The following is a 23,978-nucleotide window of genomic DNA, read 5'->3' as shown; positions in this document are numbered from 1 at the left end:
TTTCCCGTTCCCGTTCAGACGGCCGTGGTGACGGCGGTGGTGGCAGCGGTGGTGGTGGCGGCGGTCCTGGCCCGCAGGGCCGGCTTGTCCGTCTTGCCGACGGGATTCCTCGGCAGCCGGTCGACGAGAGTGATCTCGGTGGGCACCTTGAACCTGGCCAGCCGGGTCCGGCAGTGTGCGAGCAGGTCGCCGGTGTCTGCCGTCGCGCCCGTGCGCAGGGCCACGTAGGCCACCGGTACTTCGCCGAGCCGCTCGTCGGCGGCGCCCACCACGGCGGCTTCGAGGACATCGGGGTGGTCGCCGAGGACGGTCTCGATCTCCTTGGGGTAGATGTTCTCCCCGCCTCGGATGATCATGTCCTTGATGCGGTCGACCAGGATCAGATAGCCGTCCTCGTCGAAGCGGCCGACATCGCCCGTGTGCAGCCAGCCGTCGACCACGGTCCGGGCGGTCTCCACCGGGCGGCCCAGATAGCCACGCATCACATTGGGCCCGCGCACCACCACCTCACCGGTAGCGCCGGCCGGCATGATGCGGCCCTGCGGGTCCATCACGGCGACCTGCTGACCGGGCAGCGGCAGTCCCACCGTGCCCGGCTTGCGCGGGCCGTCCAGCGGGTTGGTGGTGGAGGCGCAGGTGCCCTCCGACAGGCCGTATCCCTCCAGGATCGGGATGCGGTAGCGGCGTTCGAACCGCTCGATGAGGGCGGCGGGCATGGGGGCCGCGCCGCAGGCGGCGAACCGCACCGAGGACGTGTCGCGCGGCGTCTGCTCCGGGAGTTCGGCAAGCATCGAGTAGATCGCCGGGACCGCGGAGAAGCAGGTCGGGCGGACCGCGGCGACCAGGTCGAAGAAGGTCTCGGCCCGGAAGCGCCCGGCCACCGTGACCTGCCCGCCGGCCAGCAGCGGGGACAGCACGCCGACCACGATGCCGTTGACGTGGAACAGCGGCAGGATCAGCAGGCTGTGGTCGCTCTCGGACAGCCGGGCGGCGCCGATCATCATCCCCGCCATCGCGGCGAGGTTGGCGTGGTCGAGCATCACGCCCTTGGGGCGCCCGGTGCTGCCGCTGGTGTAGATCAGCAGGGCGAGCGTGTCCGCGTCCGTCTCCGGTGCGGCCGTGTCTTCGGGCCCGGCGGCCAGCTCGGCCACCGTGACCGACGCGGCGAGCGGTGACGTCTCGGCGGTGACGACCACGGTGGCCTCCGCGTCGCCGAGTTGGTAGCGCACCTCGGACTCGGTCAGTGCCGGGTTGACCGGGGTGACTGCCGCGCCGAGCCGCCAGGCGGCGAACAGTGCGACGACGAACTCCGCCGTGTTGGGCAGCAGCAGCGCGACCACGTCGCCGCGTCGGACACCGCGCGTCCGCAGGACCGCCGTGGCTCGCCGGACCCGGCGAAGGAACGACATGTTGTCGAGAGTTGACGCGTCGTCAGCGATGCAGGGACCGTCCGTGCCCTGCCGGGCCCGCAGGTCTGGCAGTTCCGCGATGTGCATGTCGGCTCCTCGAAGTGCGTCGACGGACGTCGGCCGGACGGGGTGGGCGTCCCGGGGGAAGGCGGGACGGATGTCCGGTGCGTGAGGAGAGACGGTACGAATCGGCGGTGCTCCGGGCCCATGGGCGCGGGCGACGATGCTGGGGGCGGCACTTGTGCGCTGCGCACAGGGCGGGTATCGGGCGGCGCCGGTGCGCGCCCTGTGTCGAGGCGTGTTTCCGGGGGCGCGGCAGTGCGTCCACACTGGTCCGCGCCGACCCCGAGGACCACTGCACTCGGAGCCGGCGCGGGGTTGGGGGGAGCCGCCGTCAGACGAAGGCGCTCTCGCCGGTGACCGCCTTGCCGACGATGAGGGTGTTCATCTCGCGGGTGCCCTCGAAGGAGTAGATCGCCTCGGCGTCGGCGAAGAACCGGGCGATGTCGTAGTCGAGGACGATGCCGTTGCCGCCGAAGATCTCCCGGCACCACCCCACCACCTCGCGCATCCGCGAGGTGACGAACGCCTTCGCCAGCGAGGAGTGCTCGTCGCGGAAGACGCCCGCGTCCTGCAGCCGCGCGAGCTGGACCAGCATGCCCCAGCAGGCGGTGATGTTGCCGAGGCTCTTGACCAGCAGGTCCTGCACCATCTGGAACCGGGCGATCGGGCGGCCGAACTGGCGGCGCTGTTTGGCGTAGTCCAGCGCCAGCTCGTAGGCGCCGATCATCACGCCGAGGGCCTGCCAGGCGACCCCGCTGCGGGTGGCGCGGAGGATCTCCGCCACATCGCGGAAGGAGTCGATGCGTTGCAGCCGGTTGGCCTCGGGCACCTTGACGTCGGTCAGGGTGATCTCGGCGTTCTCCACGATCCTGAATGCGATCTTGTTCTCGATCTTGACCGGGGAGAAGCCCGGGGTGCCCTTCTCCACCACGAAGCCCTTGACCTTGTCGTCCGCCTCGTCACGGGCCCAGACCACGACCAGGTCGGCGAACGTCGCGTTGCCGATCCACCGCTTTGCCCCGTTGAGCACCCAGTTCTCGCCGTCCCAGCGGGCGGTGGTGCGCATGCCTCCGGCCACGTCGGAGCCGCCGAGCGGTTCGGTCATCGCGAAGGCGCCGATGGTGTCCAGCGCGGCCATCGCCGGCAGCCAGCGGTCCCGCTGCTCCTGGTCGCCGCCCCGGTAGATGCTGTACATCGCCAGACCGCTGTGCACGCCGAAGAAGGTGGCGCTGGAGGCGTCGGTGCGGGTGTACTCCATCGACAGCATGCCGACCAGCAGGTTGCTCCCGGCCGGTGCGGGATCGCCGTAGCCCTCGTAGGGGACGCCGGCGAGTCCGAGTTCGCCGAACTTGCCGATGAGTTCGCGGGGGAACTCCCCCTTGGCCCAGTACTCGTTGACCAGTGGCTTGACCTCGGTGCGCATGAACGCCCGGGCGCGCAGCAGCAGTTCCCGCTCGTGCGGCGGCAGCAGCGACTCGACGTCGTAGAAGTCCGCGGCCAACCGGTCGTCGGCGGAAACGGTGTCGGAAGCCTTCCTGGAACCCTTTTCGGGCAGTACGGCGGTCATGAACGGGTCTCCTTCTTCGTGGGGGTGGCGCTGTCGCGGGCGGACAGCACGGCGATCTGCTGGGCGTCGCGTTCTCGGCTGAGGTCTGCGTAGGAGCGGGAGCCGTAGGCGTCCTCGACGGCCGCGACGAGTCGTTCGGTCTGGTCGGGGCTCTGCTCGGGGCGGCCGAGCGAGTCCCACATCTTCTGCATCGACACGCCGATGTGCTCGGCCATGTGCCGGTAGCCGCCGGGGCCGCCGCCGAGGTGCGCGCCGAGGAACGGTCCCACCGTCGCCCAGCGCAGCCCGAGCGAGTTCACCATCACGGTGTCCAGCTCCGCCGGGCTGACGACGCCCTGCTCGACGAGGTAGATCGCCTCCCGGCTGAGGGCGTTCTGCAGGCGGTTGCCGACGAAGCCGGGGATCTCCTTGCGTTCGACGACAGGGACCCGGCCGACGAAGCGGTAGAACTCCACGGCCCGCGTCACGCTCTCCTCGGAGGTGCGCTCTCCGGGCACCACCTCCACCAGCGGGATCAGGTGCGGTGGGTTGAAGGGGTGGCCGATCAGGATGCGGCCGGCGTCCTCGACGGTGTCGGTGAACGCCGTGGAGGGGATCGCCGAGGAGGAGCTGAGCAGCAGCGCGTGTGCGGGGGCGGTGGCTACCAGGTCGCTGAACAGCTTCCGTTTGAAGGTGACGTTCTCCGGGCCGTTCTCCTGCACGACGTCGGCGTCGCGCACCGCGTCGGCGAGGTCGTCGGCGATGTGCACCCGCTCGGCGAGGCCGCTCACGTCCAGGCCCTGGGCGGACAGATGGCCGGCGGCCTGGTCGAGTGCCTCGGCGACCGCGTCGGCCAGGTCCGGCCGCGGGTCGGTGATGCGTACCCGCATGCCGTGGCCGGCGAAGAGCGCGGCCCAGGACAGGCCGATCGTGCCGGCGCCGACGACCGCGGCGGTCATGAAGGGCTTGGTCATCACATGTCTTCTCTCTGCGTCCGTGGCCCTGGTCGTGCTCACCGCGCGAGGCGGGTCGGGTCGGCCGCGTGGGCCGGGTGGGCCAGGTAGTCGTGGACGGGCTTGACCGGCGCCAGGGTCAGATCGGTCAGGATGTGGCTCGCGGAGACGACCTCGCGGACCGGCAGATCGGCCAGCGGCGCCAGCGCGTGGGCGAACAGCTCCAGCCGGGCGGGGCCGGTCCAGGCACCCTTCACCGTGATGTCGGTGATCTCGGTGCGCACCAACTGCGCGACCTGCGGCGCCCCGTCGAATCCGGGGACCAGCTTGAGCATGTAGGTCGGCACACCGACCTGCGCCACGGCCTCCTCGACGGACAACTCGTAGTGCTTGTAGCCCATCGTCGCGGTCGCCACCTGGAGGGTGCCGACGTCGAGGACCCCGACCAGCGCACCGTGGTCGACGTACAGGGCGGGCGACCCGGCCGTCTTCGGATAGGCACTGGCCTCACGGCCGGACGTGATGGCCGGGAGGTTGTCCAGGTACATCGCGTGCAGATACTCGCCCCGCTCGCCCTCGTGGCGGACCGGGATGGCCTGGCCGGACTCGGTGTACGGCCCGTATCCGCTGACGTCGCCCATGCGCATGACCTCGAAGCGCACCAACGGCTCGTCGATCTCCAGTGGTTCGGGTACGACGGCGCGCAGTGCCTCGTAGTCGGTGCGGTAGACGATGTTCAGGTACTCGCGGTTGGTGAAGCGCGGCACGACCGGCGGATAGGCCGGGTTGGCCAGCGGCGTCGCGATGTGCCGGGGCACGTCCTGCTGATTCATGGTGTGTTCTCCCTCGGTTCCTGGTCCTATCGGCCCTGCCAGACCGGGGAGCGGCGCTCGGTGAAGGCGGTCATGCCCTCGCGTACGTCGGCGGAGGCCGCGAGAGCGGCCATCACCTGCGTCTGCGCGGCGAACGCCGTGTCCTCCGGGGCGCCGTCGGCGGTGCGGACGAGTTCCTTGACGGCGGCCAGCGCCAGGGGGGCGTTCTGTGCGATGCGCTCGGCCAGGCGCAGTGCGGTGGCGACGGTCTCTCCGGCCGGGACCACATGGTTGGCGATGCCGAGGTGTCCGGCGCGTTCGCCGGAGATCGGCTCGCCGGTCAGCAGCAGTTCCATCGCCAGGTGGTACGGGATGCGCTTGGGCAGCCGGATCACTCCGCCGCCCGCCGCGATCAGCCCGCGGCTGACTTCCGGGAGCCCGAAGCGGGCGTCGGCGGCGGCCACGATCAGGTCGCAGCCGAGGGCCAGTTCGAAGCCGCCTCCCATGGCCCAGCCCTCGACGGCGGCGATCAGCGGCTTGGTCGTGCGGGCCTGGGTGAGACCGCCGAAGCCGCGCCCCGGGATCTCGGGCGATTCGCCGGCCAGGGCGGCCTTCAGGTCCATCCCGGCGCTGAACGTGCCCTCGGCGCCGGTGAGCACGCCGACTCGCAGGGCGGGGTCCGCTTCCAGGTGGTCCAGGGCGGCGGACAGTCCGGCGGCGACGGCCGCGTCGACCGCGTTGCGTGCCTTGGGCCGGTCGATGGTGATGAGCAGGGTGGAACCGATGGTCTCGGTCCGCACCTCGGTGGTGCTGTGCATGGTGTGTCCTTGGGTGACGGTGGGTCAGCGGCCGGCGGCGAGTTCCCGGAAGACCTCTTCGGTGTGCTGGCCGGGCAGCGGAGCGGGCCTGCGCACGGAGCCCGGGGTGGCGGAGAACCGCACCGGGATGCCGATCGAGCGGATGGCGCCTTCGCTGGGGTGGTCGACCACGTCGAGCAGCCGGCCGCCCCGCACATAGGGGTCCTCGGCGGCGCGGTCGAGTTCGAGCACGGGCGCCATCGGGATGCTGTGCTTGGCGCAGACCGCCGCCCACTCCTCGGTGGTCAGGCTCGGCGAGCACTCCCCCACCAGTTCCATCAGCGTGTCGACGTCGTCATCGGCGATGGACTCGCCGTTGACACGCGGGTCGGCGGCGAGGTCGGCGCGGCCGGCTGCGAGGAAGAAGTCCCGGAAGTTCTGCGGGTTGTACGGGATGACGCAGGCGAGGCCGTCCTTGGTGGGTACCGCGCGGTGGCCCCGCTTCATCGACAACGGGAACCCGGTGGGGCCCTCGGGCGGTTCGAAGACATGGCCCGCCAGGTGCTCGACGAGGTTGAAGGCGATGAGCGTGTCGGTCATCGGGATCTCGATGAACTGGCCCGCGCCGGTGCGGGCGCGGTGGACGAGCGCGGCGAGCACCGTGTGGACGATGGTCAGCGCGCACACCTTGTCGCCGATGATCGTCGGAAGGTAGGCCGGGGTGCCCAGCGCCCGGTTCGCCACGTCCACCAGGCCGGAAGCGGCCTGGACCGTCTCGTCGTAGGCCGCGTTGCCGGCCCGGTCGGAGTCGCTGCGGAAGCCCTGGGCGTGGGCGTAGACCAGGCCGGGGTTGCGGGCGGCGAGGTCGGCGTGGCCGAGGCCGAGGCGGGCGAGGGCGCCCGGGCGCATGTTGGTGACCAGTACGTCGGCGCTGTCGATCAGTTCCAGGGCCCGCGCCCGGTCGGCGTCGTCCTTCAGGTTCAACGCCACGCTGCGCTTGTTGCGGTTGACGTTGAGGTTGAGCGGGGTCATGCCGGGTGTGGTGCGGTAGGGGCCCACCCGTACCGTGTCGGACGGCGACTCGATCTTGATGACATCGGCACCGAGATCGCCCAGGATCTGCGTCGCGTAGGGCCCCATCACCACCGTGGACAGATCGATCACCCGTACGCCGTCCAACGGTCCGGTGGGGCCGGCGGCCGTGATGTCCATCATCACTCCTGTTCACGCAGTAATTTCATGGCGAATGTTTCCACCGCCGACGTTATGCGTGAACGAGTTCAGAGGGAATGATCAAGTGGCGAACACGGGTATGACCGCAGCGGTCAGACGGACATGACCTCGCTGAAGATCTGCCGCGCCAGGGCGGCGATGCCACTCAGGTCGCCGCCGTCGTCCGCCCGGTCCTTGCGGAACAACAGCCCTGTGATCAGGTCGGGTTGGAAGCCGTCGACGGGCAGTACGGCCACGTTGTCCAGCCGGTACAGGTGCATCGGGCTCTCCGGTGAGAGCATGGTCATCGAGAAAGCGATACCCGAGGAAATCAATTCCGAGGTGCCCGCGTAATCCGCCATGTTGATGCGGATTCTTTTCTTCACGCCCATCGAATTCAGCCGGGCGTCGATTTCCTCGAAATAGGCCGGGGTGGCGTCGTACGGCACCGCCACATAGGACAGATCGGCCAGCTCTTCGAGGGTGACCGACTCCCGCCCCGCGAACCGGTCGGCCGGCACCGCGGCCCCCAGCCGCTCGTGCATCACTTCGATGATCTCCAACGCCGGGTCGGAGACCGGCAGCCGGGCCAGGGCCATCGCCAGCCGTCCGTCGTGCACCGCGTCCGCCAGGTCCGCCGAGGTGCCGGGCCAGCGCTTGAGTTCGCACACCTCCCGGCAGGCGTCCTCCAGCATCAGCACTCGCTCCCGCAGCAGCGGGTGCACCCCGGCGGGCATCCCGATGAACAGCCGGTCCAGCCGCGGGCGTACCGCCTCGCCCAGCCGCCACGGGATGGCGTTGACCCGCTCGAGGATGTCGCGCGCCATCGGCAGCAGGGCGGCGCCCGCCGGTGTCAGATCGACCCGGTGGGTGGTGCGCTCGAACAGCTCGTGGCCGAGCTCGCGTTCCAGATCCTTGATCCGCTGGCTCAGTGGAGAGGCTGCCATGTGCAGTCTGCGTGCCGCCTGCGAGAAGTTGAGTTCTTCGGCCACGGCGACGAAGTAACGCAGGTGCAGCATGTCCACGACTGTCACCCTACCGAGGTCAACTGCCCCTGGCGGCAAGGGCGCCGAAGACGGCGGCCCTTGCCACTCCGGGAGCTCAGCCGAGCAGTTCCGCGCTGCCGGCCGGTTCGCGCCGCTCTTGTCCGTTGATGCGGTGCCGTTCGATCGAGGAGCGTCGGTAGACCTCCTGACGCACCCGCTGGATCTCACCGAGGGGCCGGTGCTCCTCGCGTGAGCGCCACGGTGTGATCGACGTGGAGTCGGCGGCCACGAGGTTGTCGTCCCCGCCGATGTCCTGGCGCGGGAGGTCCACCCGGGCGACCGTCACCCACGGGGAGAGCTCCTCGGGCCACTTCACGGAGGTGTTGTCCACCGGCATGCGGGCCGGATCGGTGTTGAGCTGCACCTGGAGCTCGAAGGAGTGCTCCCGCTCCGCCGCCTCGGCCACCAGGGTGCGGCGGAAGGCCTCGTTGTCCGCGTGCACGTCCACGATCTGGTGCGTGAGGGAGGCCAGCGAGTCGGCCGTCGGCACGGTACGGATCTTGGCGATGTTCTCGCCGTACCGGAAGGCGCCCATGCTGTTGTAGGTGTACGACAGCAGGTTCCGGCGCGGGACGGTGGTGAACGACAGCATGGCGAACAGCTCGTCCCACAGCCAGGTGTCGGGGTCGGTGAGCGTGCCCCTGCGGGTGAGGAACTCCGCCATCCAGGTCTTGCGACGGGCCGGGTTCACCAAGGCCTCGGGCAGCTCCGCGAACAGCTCCTCGATGACCATGTAGTCGTAGGCGGTGTTCGCGAAGAAGACCTCGTTGTTGATGAGGTTGAGGTCGAAGGTGCCGCTGTCTCGTTCGTCGTCCAGCAGTGAGGCGCCGGGAACCCCGAACAGCTTGATGCCCATCCCGCACGCCGCGCCCAGCTGATGGTCGGGGCGCTGGTGGCCCAGGCCGTTGGAGTAGCGGACGACGGCGTCGTACACGGCGGGCCGGGCGAAGATGCCCTGGCCATGGAAGCCCGGGTTGTCACCGACCGTGACGGTGGCCTTGAGGAGGCCGTACGTCTTTCCATGGGCGGTGCGGACGGCGCGGCCGACGGCCTCGCGTTCGACCGAGGCGCGGGTGCGCTGCGCGACCTGCGCGACGACTTCGTCCAACTCCTGCTGATACGTGGGACGTTCGGCGGGGCGGTAGTCCTCGTAGCGGACGGGATTCATGGTGCTGCCTCCCTATGGGTGGTGTCCAACCCAGACGGTAGCCAGCAATTCAATTGTGCACAACGTAACTGGCTGTGATGAATCACACGGGACGTCATCGCAACCACTCCGTACCCCGGGCCACTTACCTCACGAGCGCGGCTTGTGTGTCTCGGCGAAGGCGTCGGCGGCTGCCAGGTCGAAGTCTCCGTGGTCGCTGCCGAGGCCCTGGGCCACCAGCGCCGCCGCCGCGCAGCCGAGGACGGCGGAGTCGTACGGCGTGCGGCCGAGGCTCATGCCGCGCAGGAAGCCGGCGGAGAACGCGTCGCCGCAGCCGGTCGTGTCCACCACGTCGATCGCGAAGGCGGGGACCGTCTCGGTGCCGTCCGCCGTCACGAGCAGCGCGCCGTCGCCGCCACGGGTGGCCGCGACCAGGCCGGCTCCGGCAGCAAGGAGCTTGTGTGCCCCCGCGATCAGGTCCTCCTCGCCGGTGAAGCCGAGGACCTGGTCCTCGTTGGGCAGCATGTAGTCGACGTACGGCAACAAGGCCGCGATCTGCTCGAAGCTGCCCAGCGCGCCGGGGGCGAGGAGGTCCACCGAGGTGGTCACACCGTGGTCCTTGGCGTACGACAGGATGCGCGCGGCGGTGTCGACGCCGATCAGTTCGGGGCCGCCGAGGTGGAGGTGGGTCGCGTCGGCGATCGCGTCCCAGGGCGCGTCGTCGGGGCCGTAGGTGATGTTGGCGCCGAGGAGGTGCAGCGAGGGGCGCTCGCCGCCCGGGCGGATGGGCAGGACGCTAGCGGAGGTGGGGGTGTTCGTGCGGCGGACGAGGAAACGGGTGTCGATGCCGGCCGCCTTGAGGAGCTGGACCAGCATGTCCCCCGTGGGGTCCGAGCCGATCGCACCGGCGCTGCGTACGGAGGCACCGAGTTTGGCGAGGGTGAGCGCGGTGCCGCCGGCCGTCCCGGCGGCGGTCATCCTGATGTCCTCCACCAGCGTCGCGCCCTGGCCCTCGGGTATCTCCTCCACCGGCCGTACCAGCACGTCCAGCACGTGTACGCCCATCGTGACGACCTTCATCGGTTTCCCTCCTGCACGGGTGGTACGGGGCGGGTGGTGCCGTAGTTCCGGGCGAGCGCGGCCTCGATGACCGCGACTTGCTGCTGCTCGTCGAGGACGCGGGGCGTTCCGAGGGCAGCCGCGTGCTGGTAGACGCCGCACGCCCACTCCAGCAGCAGCGCGTGGTCGACGGCCTTGTCCAGCGTCGGAGCGTGCGTGAGGGCGCCGTGGCCGGCCATCAGCGCGGCGCTGCGCCCCTCCAGCGCCGTGAGGACGGACTCGGCCAGATCGGGCGTGCCGAAGGTGGCGTACGGCGCCACGCGCACCGAGCCGCCCAGTGTGAGCAACTGGTAGTGGATGCAGGGCAGTTCGTCGAGGACGCAGGACAGGGCGGTCGCCATGGGCGCGTGGGTGTGGACGACCGCGCCCGTGCCGTAGCGACGGTAGACGCCGAGGTGCAGGTCGAGTTCGGAGGTGGGCTGCAGCGTCCCCGCCACGATGTTCCCGTCGAGGTCGACGACGGTCACCTGGTCGGCCGTCAGGCCGGCGAGCACGGCACCGGTGGCTGTGATCGCGACCTGGTCGTCCACCCGCACGCTGACGTTTCCGGCCGTACCGATGAGCAGCCCCTCGGCCCCCAGTCGGCGGCACGCCTCGGCCACGGCGGCACGCTCCTGAACCAGCGCCGAGCTTGAGTCCGTCATGTACGCGACGGTAACGTAAACCTGAATCAAAGTCACGTTCAGGTTCGGAGGCTGTTGCATGGGCGATCCGGCCCCGGAGCACGGCGTCACATGGCCCGTTCCGCTGCGCCGCACTCCCCAGCAGGCGCGCAGCAAGGCCCGGCTGGCCCGGGTTCTTCAGGCCGCGGAGCGCGTGCTGGTCGGCGAAGGGGTCCAGGCGCTGACCACGACCCGTGTCGCGGCGGAGGCGAACGTCTCGGTGGGTTCGCTGTACCAGTACCTGCCCGACCGCGACGCCATCATCGACGCCCTCGCGGCCGGCTACCTCGCCCGCCTCGAGGCCGCCATGGACGACCTCGTCCGTGCCGCCGCGGCCGAGCAGTGGGAGGACCCGGTCGGCGTGCTCATCGACACCTATGCCGCGATCTACCGGAGCGAACACGGCTTCCGGGCGCTGTGGTTCGGCAGCAGTCTGACCGAGCAGACCCGCGCCGCGGACCGTGAGCACAAACGCCGGATGGCGGACGGCATCCGCCGCATCCTGCTCGTCCTCGGTGTCGCGCGGGACGACGAGGGACTCGGCCTCGCCTGTCACGCCGCGGTCCTGGCCGCCGACGCGCTGGCGCAGGAGGCCTTCCGTCGTGACCCTCAGGGTGATCCCGGCCTGCTCGATGAGAGCAAGCTCATGCTGCGCGGGTATCTCACCGCTCTTACCGCACGCTACGAGGGACAGAACACACCGAGGTGACCGTCGTGGCTTCGTGGGGCTCTGCCATCCTGGCGTCGTGCCGAAGCCCTCTCCTGTCACCCCGGATGCCCCCGCCCACATAGCCGCCCCACTGCTCACCCAGCAGTGGCTCGACCTCGCCTTCATCCACTGGGCCGTCGAACCGGACGCCGTGGCGGGGCTGTTGCCGAGGGGGACCGTTCCGGACACGCACGACGGGGTCACGTACGTCGGGCTGGTCGCCTTCCGGATGCATCGGGTCGGCTGGCTGCGGCTGCCCGGGGTGCCGTATCTCGGGACCTTTCCCGAGACCAACGTGCGCCTGTACTCCGTGGACGCGCACGGGCGGCGCGGCGTGGTGTTCCGCTCGATGGACGCCGCGCGGCTCATCCCGGTCGTGATGGGGCGCGTCGGCTTCCGGCTGCCGTACCTGTGGTCCCGGATGACCGTCCGCACGGCCGGTGACACCGTCACCTACACGAGTTCCCGCCGCTGGCCCGGTCCGCGCGGCGCGTTCAGCCGGATCACCGTGCGCAGGGGTGAGCGCATCGAGGAACCGACCGAGTTGGAACACTTCCTCACCGCTCGCTGGGGCATGCACAACGCCTTCTTCGGCGGGGCCGAACCGCTGGCATACCTGCCCAACCACCACCCGCGATGGCCGCTGTACCGCGCCGAGCTGATCACCTGCGAGGAGAACCTCGTCGCCGCGGCCGGGCTGCCCGCTCCGAGCGCCGCGCCGGTCAGCGTCCTGTACTCCCCCGGCGTCCCGGTCCGCCTCGGGCGCCCGGCCCGCCCGGCGGGCATCCCGACTCCGTGACCGTGCGGCCGGAAGCCGCGGACGGCCCGGACGTGTCGAGATCCGAAGTCCGGCACCGCCGTACCGGATGAACGGCTACGGCCGCGTGCTGCGGCCGGACAGCCGGCAGCCGGTCGGAACGGAGATCGATCATGTTGCTGAAGGACAAGGTCGCTGTGGTGTACGGCGTGGGCGGTTCCATCGGCGGGGCGGCGGCGCGTGCCTTCGCCCGCGAGGGGGCCGGGTCTTCCTCGCCGGGCGTACCGCGGCACCGCTCGAGAAGCTCGCCGAGGAGATTCGCGCCGACGGCGGTACGAGTGAGGCCGCGCATCGACGTCTCGTTCAACGCCGTCGGATACGGCGATGTCCAGGAGCCGCTGCGGACATCTCGGTCGCGGACTTCCTGCGGCCCGTCGTGACCGCGCTGCGCTCACAGTTCCTGACGACCCGGGCGGCCGCCCGGCACATGACCGCACACGGCTCGGGCGTGATCGTCGCCTTCGGCGGCGGCGGGCCGCAGACGCTGCCCGGCTTCGGCGGCTTCAAGGTCGCGCTGGACGCGCTGAAGGGGCTGCGTCGGCAGTGGGCGATCGAGCCGGGCCCGCACGGGATCCGCGTGGTGACGCTCAAGTCGGGCGGTCCAGTCTGGTCGAGGCGACACAGCTCGGGCGTCGCGCGCCCCTCGCGGACCTCGGCGATGTGGCCGCCTTCATCGCCTCCGACCGGGCCCGCACGCTCACCGCGACGGACGTGACCATCTCCTGCGGGGCCATCGTGGACCAGGACGACGCCGCGACTCGCCGGCCGCGGCGCCTTCCGGAGCGGCCTTCGAACGCGAGAGGCCCGGACCGGGAGTACCGGTCCGGGCCCCAGCGGAGCGTCACCGCGTCACCTGCGCGTCCGGTGCGTCGCCTCCGTCATCCGGCGCGGCGCCTCGTGCGCACCAGCAGCACGAAGCCCGCCATGAGGAGAACGGCTCCGGCCGCGGCGGGCCACAGCGTGGTGCCCGTCTCGGCGAGGTCGCCTCCGACTGCCTGCGGTTGCGTCCCGGTTCCGGCGTCGGAGTCGTCCTCGCCGGCCGCGGCGGGCTGCGACTGCGCCGGAGTGCTGCCCGCCCCGGCTTCGTCGTTCGCCGAGCCGCCCTGTGCCGGGGTGGTGGCGTTCTCGTCGGCCGACGGGGTGCCGTAGGACTTGGGCGCGACCGTGCTGGACACGGTGGGCTTGTCGTCCTTCGCCGGCTCGGTCGCGGGCGCCTTCGTCCCGGGCGCCTTTGTCCCGGGCTCGTCGGTCGCGGGCTCGTCAGTCGCGGGCTCGTCAGTCGCGGGTGCCTCCGTGGCCGGTTCGTCGGTCGCGGGCTGCTCGGTCGCCGGCGGCTCCGTCTGCTGGCCCCCTCCGTCGCCGGGCTCCGGCTTGTCGTCCCCGGCGGGCGGGGTGCCGGGCGTCTGCGTCGGCGGGTCGGTCGGCTTCTCCTCGCCCGGGTTGCCGCCTTCGTCGACACCGGCGCCGCACTTGCGGCCCTCGTTGATGCAGTCGACCAACTGACCCATCAGGTCCTCGTCGAAGACGTTGATGAAGTCGCCGTGGTCGGTGACCGGCTTGTGCAGCTGCTCGGGGAAGGAGTCCACCGCGAACAGCGGGGTCGTACGGCCGCCGTCCTGCAGGCTCGGCGCGTCGACGTCGTACACGATCCGCTGGACCAGCTGCGGGATGGCCTTGAAACCGTTCGCGCAGCTGCCGTCGGCCGCCGCGAACGCCACGTGGGTGCGGTGGTTGGCGCTGTCGATGTTCTGTCCGTCCCAGCAGCTCTGGAACCGGAAGGAGCGCACCACGTCGCTGCCCTGCGGGCACAGCGGGTACTTGTCCTTCAGCTGCCGGTCCTCGAAGCCGGTGCAGCTCCAGGAGGCGTTGGCGTTGGCGGTGCCGTTGACGAACGCCTTGGCGTCGCCGGTGATGATGCGCAGCAGCCGCGGCATCTCGGTGACCTTGCTGCGCGGGTTGCCCACGAAGGTCAGCGTCACGTCCTTGGGCGTGACGATCTCACCGGCGTTGCCCTCGATGCCACCGCCCGGCTTGGCGGCGTCCTGTTCCTGTGTGCCGTTCTGCAGGCGCAGCACGGGCCAGTAGTACGTGGACTTGTCGCCCTGGTCGACACAGCTGGTCTCGGCGTTCGCCAGGTCCTCGTCGCTCGCGAAGGCGGTGTTGGACTGGTTGCCGATGTAGTCGTGGAAGTGGTGGGCGCCGTTGGAGACGCCGGGGGCCACGATGACGTTGTCGGAGTTGAACAGGCCGTTCTTGTTGACGCCGCAGCTCGTGACGAAGGTGCCGCGGGAGGCGTCCGACTGCGGGGCCGGGTTCTGCACGTTCGGCTGTACGGCCTTGATGTCCACGTAGTCCGCGGCGACGGGCCCGTTGCCGGCCTGGCCGCCGTTGCCGTTCTGGCCGCCGTTCGCGGGCTGTTGGCCGCCCTGGCCGGCGTCGTTCTGGTTGTCGCCGCCGTTGTCCTGTGCGCCGTCGTCGCCCGCGTCACCGGTGCCGCTGTCGGCTGCGCGCAGGGTGCAGGGGGCGAGGGACTCCAGGCCTTCCGGCCGGTCTCCCGTGCGGTCGATGGCGATGGCGATGCGTTCGATCGTCGCCGTGCGCTTGTCCTTCAGCGGGTTCATGATCGCACTGTCGGCGAAGCCCGCGTCCTTCTGGATCGCCTGCGCGGACTCCTGCAGCCGTTGGTAGGCCTCGGCGATCTGCTCGTCGAGGAGCGCGAGTTCCTTCGCGACGTCCTCCTTCGCCGCGTCCGGTACGGCGGTGAGTTTGCTGCCGACGTCCGGGCAGTCGATGGTGCCGGCCGGGGAGGACAGGGTGCGAGCGGCTTCCGCTCCGCCGTCTTCGGTGGCCGAGGCATAGACGTTGGCCGCAACCAGGCCGCCGCCGCCCAACATCAGCGCGACCGCTGCAAAGGTCGCGCGCCGTGCGCCCGTGGGGCGTCTTCGCGTGCTGCGTGCCAAGGAAGTACTCCTACGCCTCGTGGTCGGTCAGGGCATGAAAATCCCCCGGTCCCATACGGAGAGGCGCCGCGTTGTGTTCAAACGTCTCGTGGATTCACAGAAATTTCTTGTCGCGAAGGTCAGTTCATGAGTCCGGCGGCGAGTGTCGCGCCCAGTTCCCAGCAGGCCTCGACGTCGGTCTTGGCGGGTTCGCCCGTCACCGTCACGGGCTGTGCGGAGCGCCGCCAGGCCAGGCCCGTCGTGATGGAGTCGATGGCCCGCACGGCCCCGGTCACATCGCTGCCGCCGTGCACGTAGTAGCCGAACGGCCGGCCCCGGGTCGCGTCCAGGCACGGGTAGTAGATCTGGTCGAAGAAATGCTTGAGGGCCCCCGAGATGTAGCCGAGGTTCGCCGGGGTGCCCAGCAGGTAGCCGTCGGCCTCCAGTACGTCGGAGGCCGTGGCCGCCAGCGCCGGCCGCCGGACGACCTCGACGTTCTCGATCTCCGGTGCCGTGGCACCGGAGACGACGGCTTCGAGCATGGCCTGGCAGTTGGGTGAGGGGGTGTGATGCACGATCAGCAAGGTAGGCACACCCGAACCCTGCCGCCCTGCCGCCGATGGACGCAACCGCGGCGGTTCAGTTGGCGGCTTGGGTCGGCTCCTGCTCCTCCGGCCCGCCTTGCGGGGCCGCCGAGGAGGAGTTGACCCTGGCGACCGCCGAGGACAGCTGCTCCTGCACCGCTTCCGGCAGCGCGTCGCCCTTGACCGCGGTGACCAGGTCTCCGGCCAGCGCGTGCAGTTTGGTGTTGGTGTTCTGGGAGGCCGCGACGAGTACGGTCCAGGCTTCGTCGGAGCTCAGGCTGAAGGAGGCCATCAGGATGCCCCGGGCCAGATCGATGGTCGGCCGGGTCTGCATGGCCCGCCGCAACTGGTTGACTTCGATCCGCAGGTCCTCATCGGTGACGTCGGAAACGTCCGGGTGGCGGGTGCGCCGGGCCGGCGTGCCCTGCCCGTCCGGACCCGAGCCGTCGAACAGCGACCGCGTGCAGGTGAGGTCGAGGAGGCGATCGACTGCCGTACTGGTGGCATGGATGGTCACGGTCTTGTCCTGCTCCAAAGCTCGGTGCCGCAGGGCCAGGAGGACGTTGAGGGCCGAGCAGTCACAGAAGGAGACGCCGTCGAGGTCCAGGTCGATGCCGCGGACCGAGCGGCTCAGGGCCTCGCGCAGGACACCCCGGAGCGTCTCGCTGGTGTCGATGTCGAGTTCTCCGCAGACGTTCACCGTGATCCGGTCGCCGTCGGGGTGGACGTGTGTGACCAGCAGGCACGACGACACGGCCGCCGGTGCGCCTTCGGTGTCGGCATGATCGGCAGCGCCCCCTCCAGGGGGGTGCTCAGAGAACGCGGGCTCTGGCATGACCGCCTCTCCCTCGGTGCTCCCCGTCTCCCCATCAGACTGAACCGGAACCGCGGGACACGTCAATAGATACATGAAATCTAGTGCGTGTATTTGTATACGTGAACGATCAGTCGTAGTCTTGACGCATGGACGGAGTCCCTGAGCCGCACACCGGATGGACATTCCTCACGAACCACGCCCGCGTCCTGGCGGCCATCGCCGACAACCCGAACGTCCGCATTCGACATATCGCGGCGCACTGCCGACTCACCGAGCGGGCCGTCCAGAAGATCATTTCCGACTTGGAGCGGGACGGCTATCTCTCGCACGTCCGCGAGGGACGCACCAATATCTACCGGGTGGAACCCGACAAGGTGCTGCGTCACCCCGCCGAAGCCGGCCTGCCGGTGGGCGCACTGCTCTCGCTGCTCGTCCAGGACGAGGTGGAGCGCAAGACGGCCTCCGAGCAGCTGGGAACGGCGCGCCCGCGGATGCCGGTGGACGGCCGCTGAGCGCTCGCGGCACCAGGTCGCGGACGCGACACCCGTGGGCCGGGGCTCAGCACAGGACGCGCAGCGCTCCGGGCAGGACTCTGACCGTGACCGGGAGGGCCGCCTCGACCTCGCCGTCCGCGCCGTAGGGCACCTCGCGGTCGGCCTCGATGCGGATTTCCCTGCCCCGCAGGATCCGGACCTGGGGGCGGTGGACGTGGGCGCCCGTCTTGAGGTCGTTCATCAGCGCGAAGAACAGCCGACGGGGCGCCTCGCGGATCATCACCACGTCCAGCAGGCCGTCGTCGACGCGGGCGTCGGGGGCGATGAGGCGACCGGAGCCGTAGTAGCCGGAGTTGGCGGCCACCACCGTGTAGCCCGTGTGCGGGTGTTCCTCGCCGTCGACGGTGACCCGGTAGCGCGCCGGGCGCCAGCTGGTGACGGCGCGCAGCCCTCCGGCGTAGTAGGAGGCGGCGCCGCGCAGCAGTGTCGCGTTGTTGGCGTGGCGGTTGGCCAGGGCGTCGACGCCGGCGTACACGCTGCCGAGGACCACCGTGCGGTGGTGGACGGCGGACTCGACCTCGATGGTGTCGACCCTGCGGGGTTCGTGGTGGAGCAGCACCTGGGCGAGTGCCGTCGGGTCGGAGGGCAGGCCGAGCGCCCGGGCGAAGTCGTTGCCGCGGCCGGCCGGGACCAGGCCGAGCAGGGCGTCGGTGCCGCTGAGGGCGCCGCCGATGCCGCCGGCGATTCCGTCGCCGCCGACGGCCAGCACCACCCGGCCCCGCCGCCCGGCGTCCCGGGCGAGGTCCCGGGCGTGGTCGAGGCTGCGGCTGTACTCGGTGTCCAGGTCGGCCCCGGCCTCCCGCAGCTGCCGGGCCACCTGCAGCAGCGCGGCCGCTGAGGCGGATCCGCCCGCCGTGGGGTTGACGATGGCGGTGAACTGTCGCATCGGTGTGCCTTTCGGGCCGACGGGAGGGTGCTGCCGGAGGCGGGGCGGGGTGGGGGTGAGCGGGTGCAGGGGTCGAGCGGCTGTGGAGCGCGTGGGCGGGGTCAGTCGCCGGGCAGGAGGACGCCGGGGTTGAGCAGGCCCGCCGGGTCCAGTCGGTGTTTCACGGCGCGCAGCGCCTCGACGCCCAGCAGACCCGCCTCGCGGACGTACCAGTCCCGGTGGTCGGTGCCCACGCCGTGGTGGTGGGTGATCGTGCCGCCCGCGGCGAGGATCGCCTCGTTGGCGGCGTGCTTGGCGTGCTCCCAGTGCACCACCGGGTCGTCGCCCTGTGCGGAGACGACGGTGAAGTACAGCGAGGCGCCGTTCTCGTAGACGTGGGAGATGTGGCACATGATCAGGGGTGGGGTGCCGGCCTGGGTGAGGGTGGTGGTGAGGGCGTCGCGGACGGACGCGTACAGCTCGGGGACACGTGACCAGAAGGTCGCCGTCTCCAGTGTCTCCGCGAACGCCCCGGCGTCCAGCAGGGAGTCCCGCAGGTAGGGGGCCGAGTAGCGGCCGTGCGCCCAGCGCTGCCCCGGCTCCTCCCCCAGCGGGGTGCCGCCGGACTCGCGCAGGACGGCAGCGGCCCGCTCGCGGCGGTACGCGGTGTCCTCGTCCGTGCCCTCGTAGCCGGTGATCGCCATGCATCCCGCGGGCTGCAGCCCGGCGCCGTCGGCACCGATGGCGTCGGGCTGGGCGAGGCCGATCAGGGTCTCGGTCTCGTCGGACAGGCGCAGGACCGTCGGGCGCGGTCCGTCCTGGGCGAGGCGGCGCAGTGCGGTGGCGCCTTCCGCGAAGGAGGCGAAGCGCCAGCCCTCGTACACGCGGGTCTCGGGAACCGGGCGGACCCGCACCGTGACGGACGTGATGACGCCGAACGCCCCTTCCGAGCCGAGCAGGAGCTGGCGCAGGTCGGGTCCGGCCGCCGAGCGCGGCGCGCGGCCCGTGTCGATGGTGCCCTCGGGGGTGGCGAGGGTCAGGCCCAGGACCATCTCGTCGAAGCGGCCGTAACCGGCGGATGCCTGGCCGCTGGAGCGGGTGGCTGCGAATCCGCCGATGGTGGCCCACTCGTAGGACTGGGGGAAGTGGCCGAGGGTGAAGCCGTGTTCGGCCAGCAGCGCCTCGGCCTGCGGGGCGCGCAGTCCCGGTTGCAGCGTGGCGGTGCGGGAGACCGGGTCGAGGGCGAGCAGCTGGTCCATGCGGCGCAGGTCCAGGGCGACGAAGGGGCCGGGACGGGTGGGGGCGAGGCCGCCGACGACGGAGGTGCCGCCGCCGAACGGGACCACGGACAGGCCGTGCCCGGCGCAGGCACGCAGTACGGCGAGCACCTCTTCGTGGGCGGCCGGGAGGACGACGGCCGCGGGGATGTCGTCGACTTCGCCCTCGCGGATCCGCAGCAGGTCGGGGGTGGACTTGCCGCGGGTGTGCCGGATGCGGGTCTCCGCGTCGAGGCGGACGTGCTCCTCGCCGCCCACGGCCGTGAACAGGGCCTCGCACACGGCGGGTTCGAGCCGCGGCTCGGGTACGGCGATGTCCTCAAGGGTGACCGGCCCGGCGGTGCGCGGCTTGACGCCGAGCAGATCGCGCAGCAGCCCGGTCACGGTCTCGGGCAGCGGCGCCGCCTTGGCCGGGTCGCCCCAGCCGCTCCACAGCATGTCCATGACTGTCTACCTCACCGGTCGATTCGAGCGATGCCGTGTCCCGGACGGCCCCGCAGGCGTTACACTGTGACACATGACGCCTATTCGTCACAACCACTCGGACAGCGATGCGGTGCTCGACGCGGTGCGCGACTGTGTCCTGGCCGTCGGTGTCCGCCGTACGACGCTGACCGACGTGGCCCGCCGTGCGGGTGTCTCCCGGATGACGCTGTACCGGCGATGGCCCGATGTGCGCTCCCTCGTGGGGGACTTGATGACCCGGGAGTGGGTCGCGGTGGCCACCGGGGCCATGCCCGAGCGGCGGCCCGGGGCGGACGCACGCGGCCTGATCGTCGACGGGCTCGTGGCCGGGGTGGAGGCCTTCCGCGCCCACCCGCTCTTCCAGAAGATCGTCGACGTCGATCCGGAACTGCTCCTGCCCTACGTCCTCGACCGCCGCGGCGCGAGCCAGGAGGCCCTCCTCGCCCTGCTGGCCGACGCCCTGCGCGAGGGCCACGCCGACGGGTCGGTGCGCGCCGGCCATGTCGAGCGGCAGGCGCGGGCCCTGCTGCTGACCGTGCAGTCCTTCACGCTGTCCCTGCGGACGATGACCGACGAGGACGACCCCGACCTGAGCAGCGAGGCCTTCCTGGCGGAACTGCGCAGCATCCTGGAGAGGACCCTCACCCCATGAGCACTGCCACTCCCCCGTTTCCCGGCTCCTCGCTGTCCGCCGCCCGCCGCTCGCGCGAGCTGACCGGGACCGTCGGCGGTCCGGCCGTGGACGTCCTGGTCGTCGGGCTGGGCGCGACCGGCGCCGGGGCCGCCCTGGACGCCGCGGCCCGAGGCCTGACGGTGGCCGCCGTCGACGCCCATGACCTGGCCTTCGGCACGTCCCGCTTCAGCAGCAAGCTCATCCACGGCGGGCTGCGCTATCTCGCCTCGGCCCAACTCGACGTGGCCCACGAGAGCGCGGTCGAGCGCGGGGTACTGATGGAGCGCACGGCACCGCATCTGGTGCGCGCCCAGCCCTTCGTGCTGCCCCTCACTCCCCTGGTCTCCCGCGGTCAGTCCACGCTGGCCTGGGCCGGCTTCCGGGCCGGCGACGCCCTGCGGGTGGCGGCCCGCACGGCCCGCGCCACCCTGCCCGCGCCGCGCCGGCTCTCCACGGTGGAGACCCGGCACCTCGCCCCCGCGCTGCGCACCCAGGGCCTGCGCGGCGGCCTGCTGTCCTGGGACGGCCGGCTCACCGACGACGCCCGCCTGGTCACCGCGATCGCCCGCACCGCCGCCGCCCACGGGGCACGGATCCTCACCCGGGTCAGGGCACTGGAGCTCACCGCGTCCGGCGCCCGCGTCCGTGACGAACTCACCGGCGAGGAGGGCGAGATCAGGGCCCGCGCCGTGATCAACGCGTCCGGCGTCTGGGCGGGCGGCCTGGTGGACGGCATCCGCATCCGCCCCTCACGCGGCACCCACCTCGTCCTGCGCTCCGACCACCTCGGCCCTCTGCCCGCGGGGCTGCACGTCCCGGTCCCCGGCGAGACCAACCGCTTCGTCCTCGTCCTGCCCCAGGGTGACGGCCGGGTCTATGTCGGGCTCACCGACGAACCCGTCGAGGGCGACATCCCCGACGTTCCGGAGGTCCCCGAGACGGACATCGGCTTCCTCCTCGACGTCCTCGGCTCCGTCCTCGACGTCCCGGTCCAACGCGACGACGTCGTCGGCGCGTTCGCCGGGCTGCGCCCCCTGCTCGACACGACACCGGCCGCGCACTCCGGGGCGGCGCCCAGGACCGCCGACATCTCGCGCCGGCACGCGGTCCTCACCTCGCCGGACGGCGTGATCACCGTGGTCGGCGGCAAGCTCACGACCTACCGGCGCATGGCCGAGGACGCCGTCGACGCCGCCGTCGCCACCCACCGGCTCACCGCCGGCCCCTCCCCGACCGCCTCCCTCCCCCTCGTCGGCGCCGCCGCACCCGACGTGCTCGGCTCCGTCCGGGCACCGCGCCGCCTCGTCCAGCGCTACGGCACCGAGGCACCGGCCGTCCAGGCGCTCACCGCGCACGATCCCCGGCTCGGCGAACCCGTACTGCCGGGCCACCCCGTCACCGCCGCCGAACTGCTGTGGGCCGTGCGCCACGAGGGCGCGCTGGACGAGTCCGATCTGCTGGACCGGCGTACCCGTATCGGGCTGGTACCGGCCGACCGCGCGGCGGCGCTGGACGCAGTACACGAGGTGCTGGGAGAGGCACTGGCCCAGCAGGGCTGACTGCCGTCAGGCGTCGCTGCGCCGGATCCGCCACACATGGTCGTCCCGGAAGCCCTCCACGCCTTCCGGCGACACGTTCACCCTGCGGACCGTCTCCAGCGTCTCCACGGTCCAGTCGGCCTGCGGCAGGGCGAGCTCGTCGAGAACACCCCGCAGGGTCGGGAACTCCGCCTCGAAGGGCGGCTCGCTCTGCCACGACGGCCAGCCCGCGTGCATGACGATCAGGAGGGTTCCGCCCGCGGCGACGGCCGCCGCGGCCCGCCGCAGGATTCGCTGCTGGTCCAGTGCGACCGGCGACTGCAGGTACTGCGCGTTCACCAGGTCGAAGGAGCCTGCCGGGAACGTCTCTCCCAGCACGTGGCGCTCCCAGACCGTCCGGTCGCTCACGCCCGCCTCGACGGCGTGCCGGGCGGCACGTTCCAGAGCCGTGGGCGAGATGTCGACGCCGGTGGTCCGCCAGCCGCGCGAGGCGAGCCACACCGCGTCGGCCCCTTCGCCGCAGCCCAGGTCGAGCGCGCTGCCCGGCACGAGGTCGCCGGCCTCGCGCACGAGCAGTGCGTTGGGGCGGCCGCTCCACACACGGCCGCCGTCCCGGTAGCGGGCCTCCCAGAACTCGTCGGCCCTCAGGGCGGGGGTCTCGGTCATGGCGCCTCCTGGATGCGCAGCGGTCGGGAAGGGAACCGGACGTGCGCGGGGTCGCCCGGTCCACGGTGCCCAAGCCTGCGCGGCGCCTCGGAGAGAGCCAAAGGATGTTGCCGGTTCGGCAACACCGGGGCCGAGGGTTCGGGCCGTTCCAACGGCGCAGCGTTCGGGCGCGGCGGCATGCGGCGGGCGACCTGTGATGACCTCGAATGAAGACGAGGGGCGGGGCAACCTGTAGACCGGCTGGGTGGCAAGCCGGGCCGAAATGCGCGCGCGTGGCGCGCCGGGCGTCCCGTCGCCAGGGCCGGGTGCTTTCGTCGGGCCAGGCATGCCACTGCTTCCGTGCCCGCCCCGCTGGGCCGGTCGACGCTCGCCAGTTCCTCATACGCGTCGCCCGTTCCCGGCGGCATGTCCGTCGGTAGGCCGGACAGTGGGCGCGCGATCGAATCATCGAAGGAGAGATCGTCGTGGCAGGAATGGTCGACGAGGACCGCGGGCCGGTGTACGCGCAGCTTCTCAGGGGCCAGAAGGCCCTCGTGACCGGTGCCAACTCGGGTATCGGCAAGGCGACTGCGATTGCCCTGGGCCGGGCCGGAGCGGACGTCGTGGTGAACTACGTCGTCGGGGCGGACGAGGCCGAGAAGGTCGTGGCCCAGATCGAGGACTTCGGAGTCCGCGCCTATGCCCACGAGGCCGATGTGTCCGACGAGGACCAAGTGGTCGCCATGGTCGCGCGGATGGTGAAGGAGTTCGGCACCATCGACATCATGGTGGCCAACGCCGGCCTTCAACGGGACTCGGCTGTCACGGAGATGACGCTCGCACAGTGGCAGAAGGTCATCGACGTCAACCTGACCGGACAGTTCCTTTGTGCGCGGGAGGCCGCCAAAGAGTTCGTGCGGCGTGGTGTCGTTCCGGAGGTTTCCCGGGCGGCCGGGAAGATCATCTGCATGAGCTCGGTCCACCAGATCGTCCCTTGGTCCGGTCACGTCAACTACGCCTCGTCCAAGGGCGGCGTGGGCATGCTGATGCAGACCCTCGCCCAAGAGCTGGCCCCCCAGGGGATCAGGGTCAACGCGGTGGCGCCCGGCGCCATCCGCACGCCGATCAACCGCGACGCCTGGTCGACCCCCGAGGCCGAGTCCGAGCTCCTCAAGCTGATCCCGTACCGCCGCGTGGGCGACCCGGACGATATCGCCAACGCCGTCGTCGCCGTGGCATCCGACCTGCTCGACTACGTCGTGGGCAGCACCCTCTTCGTCGACGGCGGGATGACGCTCTTTCCCGGCTTCGCCACTGGAGGCTGAGAGC

The 23,978-nt window shown here is 71.2% G+C and carries 23 protein-coding genes; 7 read left to right on the top strand and 16 right to left on the bottom strand.

Translation table 11 applies throughout. The annotated features are described in order from the left end of the window. Positions 1 to 14: 14 nt before the first annotated feature. The 10 genes from ACIBU0_RS35315 to ACIBU0_RS35270 form a co-directional block, all read right to left on the bottom strand. Positions 15 to 1,496: a class I adenylate-forming enzyme family protein gene (locus tag ACIBU0_RS35315; protein WP_398826886.1), complete on the bottom strand. Its 1,482-nt coding sequence runs from the start codon at positions 1,494 to 1,496 to the stop codon at positions 15 to 17. Positions 1,497 to 1,803: 307 nt separating this feature from the next. Next, positions 1,804 to 3,039, bottom strand: a complete 1,236-nt coding sequence (locus ACIBU0_RS35310) for an acyl-CoA dehydrogenase family protein (protein ID WP_398826884.1) — start codon at positions 3,037 to 3,039, stop codon at positions 1,804 to 1,806. Then, entirely contained in the window at positions 3,036 to 4,034 is a 999-nt protein-coding gene (locus tag ACIBU0_RS35305) for a 3-hydroxyacyl-CoA dehydrogenase NAD-binding domain-containing protein (RefSeq protein ID WP_398826882.1), read from the bottom strand. Before ACIBU0_RS35305 ends, ACIBU0_RS35310 begins: the two co-directional genes overlap by 4 nt. Then, on the bottom strand, positions 4,031 to 4,804 hold the full coding sequence (locus ACIBU0_RS35300) for an acetoacetate decarboxylase (protein ID WP_398826880.1): 774 nt from the start codon (positions 4,802 to 4,804) through the stop codon (positions 4,031 to 4,033). Before ACIBU0_RS35300 ends, ACIBU0_RS35305 begins: the two co-directional genes overlap by 4 nt. Before the next feature lie 26 nt (positions 4,805 to 4,830). Next, positions 4,831 to 5,601, bottom strand: coding sequence for a crotonase/enoyl-CoA hydratase family protein (locus ACIBU0_RS35295; RefSeq protein WP_398826878.1), 771 nt, complete (start codon positions 5,599 to 5,601; stop codon positions 4,831 to 4,833). A gap of 24 nt (positions 5,602 to 5,625) precedes the next feature. Further along, positions 5,626 to 6,795, bottom strand: a complete 1,170-nt coding sequence (locus tag ACIBU0_RS35290) for a CaiB/BaiF CoA transferase family protein (protein WP_398826876.1) — start codon at positions 6,793 to 6,795, stop codon at positions 5,626 to 5,628. Positions 6,796 to 6,905: 110 nt separating this feature from the next. Then, positions 6,906 to 7,811, bottom strand: coding sequence for a LysR family transcriptional regulator (locus tag ACIBU0_RS35285; protein WP_398826874.1), 906 nt, complete (start codon positions 7,809 to 7,811; stop codon positions 6,906 to 6,908). 82 nt (positions 7,812 to 7,893) lie between these two features. Further along, positions 7,894 to 9,006: a catalase family protein gene (locus ACIBU0_RS35280; RefSeq protein ID WP_398826873.1), complete on the bottom strand. Its 1,113-nt coding sequence runs from the start codon at positions 9,004 to 9,006 to the stop codon at positions 7,894 to 7,896. Positions 9,007 to 9,135: 129 nt separating this feature from the next. Further along, the gene (locus tag ACIBU0_RS35275; protein WP_398826871.1) at positions 9,136 to 10,065 is read right to left on the bottom strand and encodes a carbohydrate kinase family protein; all 930 of its coding nucleotides are present in this window, start codon (positions 10,063 to 10,065) and stop codon (positions 9,136 to 9,138) included. Further along, positions 10,062 to 10,748, bottom strand: coding sequence for a class II aldolase/adducin family protein (locus ACIBU0_RS35270; RefSeq protein WP_398826869.1), 687 nt, complete (start codon positions 10,746 to 10,748; stop codon positions 10,062 to 10,064). Before ACIBU0_RS35270 ends, ACIBU0_RS35275 begins: the two co-directional genes overlap by 4 nt. Positions 10,749 to 10,806: 58 nt before the next feature. On the opposite strand from ACIBU0_RS35270, the gene ACIBU0_RS35265 reads away from it, so the two are divergent. The 3 genes from ACIBU0_RS35265 to ACIBU0_RS35255 all read left to right on the top strand — a co-directional run bounded on the left by ACIBU0_RS35265 (position 10,807) and on the right by ACIBU0_RS35255 (position 13,007). Then, positions 10,807 to 11,475: a TetR/AcrR family transcriptional regulator gene (locus tag ACIBU0_RS35265; RefSeq protein WP_398826867.1), complete on the top strand. Its 669-nt coding sequence runs from the start codon at positions 10,807 to 10,809 to the stop codon at positions 11,473 to 11,475. Positions 11,476 to 11,512: 37 nt separating this feature from the next. Continuing rightward, positions 11,513 to 12,274, top strand: a complete 762-nt coding sequence (locus ACIBU0_RS35260) for a YqjF family protein (RefSeq protein WP_398826865.1) — start codon at positions 11,513 to 11,515, stop codon at positions 12,272 to 12,274. 394 nt (positions 12,275 to 12,668) lie between these two features. Then, a complete protein-coding gene (locus tag ACIBU0_RS35255) occupies positions 12,669 to 13,007 on the top strand; it encodes an SDR family oxidoreductase (protein ID WP_398826863.1) in 339 nt (112 codons plus the stop codon). Positions 13,008 to 13,170: 163 nt separating this feature from the next. Here ACIBU0_RS35255 and ACIBU0_RS35250 read toward each other — a convergent pair whose 3' ends face one another. From ACIBU0_RS35250 to ACIBU0_RS35240, 3 genes are all read right to left on the bottom strand, one after another. Continuing rightward, positions 13,171 to 15,186: a DUF1996 domain-containing protein gene (locus ACIBU0_RS35250; RefSeq protein WP_398827113.1), complete on the bottom strand. Its 2,016-nt coding sequence runs from the start codon at positions 15,184 to 15,186 to the stop codon at positions 13,171 to 13,173. A gap of 185 nt (positions 15,187 to 15,371) precedes the next feature. Then, complete coding sequence (locus tag ACIBU0_RS35245; protein ID WP_398826861.1) at positions 15,372 to 15,824, bottom strand: flavodoxin family protein; 453 nt, start codon at positions 15,822 to 15,824, stop codon at positions 15,372 to 15,374. Positions 15,825 to 15,870: 46 nt separating this feature from the next. Then, on the bottom strand, positions 15,871 to 16,569 hold the full coding sequence (locus ACIBU0_RS35240; RefSeq protein ID WP_398826859.1) for an ANTAR domain-containing protein: 699 nt from the start codon (positions 16,567 to 16,569) through the stop codon (positions 15,871 to 15,873). Positions 16,570 to 16,778: 209 nt separating this feature from the next. On the opposite strand from ACIBU0_RS35240, the gene ACIBU0_RS35235 reads away from it, so the two are divergent. Further along, positions 16,779 to 17,144: a helix-turn-helix transcriptional regulator gene (locus ACIBU0_RS35235; protein WP_398826857.1), complete on the top strand. Its 366-nt coding sequence runs from the start codon at positions 16,779 to 16,781 to the stop codon at positions 17,142 to 17,144. A 46-nt stretch (positions 17,145 to 17,190) separates the two neighbouring features. Here the strand turns inward: ACIBU0_RS35235 and ACIBU0_RS35230 are convergent, their stop codons facing one another. Beyond that, positions 17,191 to 18,072 carry a YegS/Rv2252/BmrU family lipid kinase gene (locus ACIBU0_RS35230; RefSeq protein WP_398826855.1) on the bottom strand — a complete coding sequence of 294 codons (882 nt, stop codon included), beginning with the start codon at positions 18,070 to 18,072 and terminating at the stop codon, positions 17,191 to 17,193. A gap of 101 nt (positions 18,073 to 18,173) precedes the next feature. Then, positions 18,174 to 19,772 carry an FAD-binding oxidoreductase gene (locus tag ACIBU0_RS35225; protein ID WP_398826853.1) on the bottom strand — a complete coding sequence of 533 codons (1,599 nt, stop codon included), beginning with the start codon at positions 19,770 to 19,772 and terminating at the stop codon, positions 18,174 to 18,176. 73 nt (positions 19,773 to 19,845) lie between these two features. On the opposite strand from ACIBU0_RS35225, the gene ACIBU0_RS35220 reads away from it, so the two are divergent. Beyond that, positions 19,846 to 20,445: a TetR/AcrR family transcriptional regulator gene (locus ACIBU0_RS35220; RefSeq protein WP_398826851.1), complete on the top strand. Its 600-nt coding sequence runs from the start codon at positions 19,846 to 19,848 to the stop codon at positions 20,443 to 20,445. After that, a complete protein-coding gene (locus ACIBU0_RS35215) occupies positions 20,442 to 22,025 on the top strand; it encodes a glycerol-3-phosphate dehydrogenase/oxidase (RefSeq protein ID WP_398826849.1) in 1,584 nt (527 codons plus the stop codon). The genes ACIBU0_RS35220 and ACIBU0_RS35215 overlap by 4 nt, the downstream gene beginning before the upstream one ends. A gap of 6 nt (positions 22,026 to 22,031) precedes the next feature. Here ACIBU0_RS35215 and ACIBU0_RS35210 read toward each other — a convergent pair whose 3' ends face one another. Then, positions 22,032 to 22,670: a class I SAM-dependent methyltransferase gene (locus tag ACIBU0_RS35210; protein WP_398826847.1), complete on the bottom strand. Its 639-nt coding sequence runs from the start codon at positions 22,668 to 22,670 to the stop codon at positions 22,032 to 22,034. Positions 22,671 to 23,143: 473 nt separating this feature from the next. Here ACIBU0_RS35210 and ACIBU0_RS35205 point away from each other — a divergent pair, with 473 nt between their 5' ends. Further along, a complete protein-coding gene (locus ACIBU0_RS35205) occupies positions 23,144 to 23,974 on the top strand; it encodes an SDR family oxidoreductase (RefSeq protein ID WP_398827111.1) in 831 nt (276 codons plus the stop codon). Positions 23,975 to 23,978: the final 4 nt, after the last annotated feature.

The sequence above is a fragment of the Streptomyces sp. NPDC049627 genome, from assembly GCF_044465645.1.
Lineage (GTDB): Bacteria > Actinomycetota > Actinomycetes > Streptomycetales > Streptomycetaceae > Streptomyces.
The sequence above is the reverse complement of the archived record's forward strand: the minus strand, read 5'-3'. Positions and strand labels throughout refer to the sequence as shown.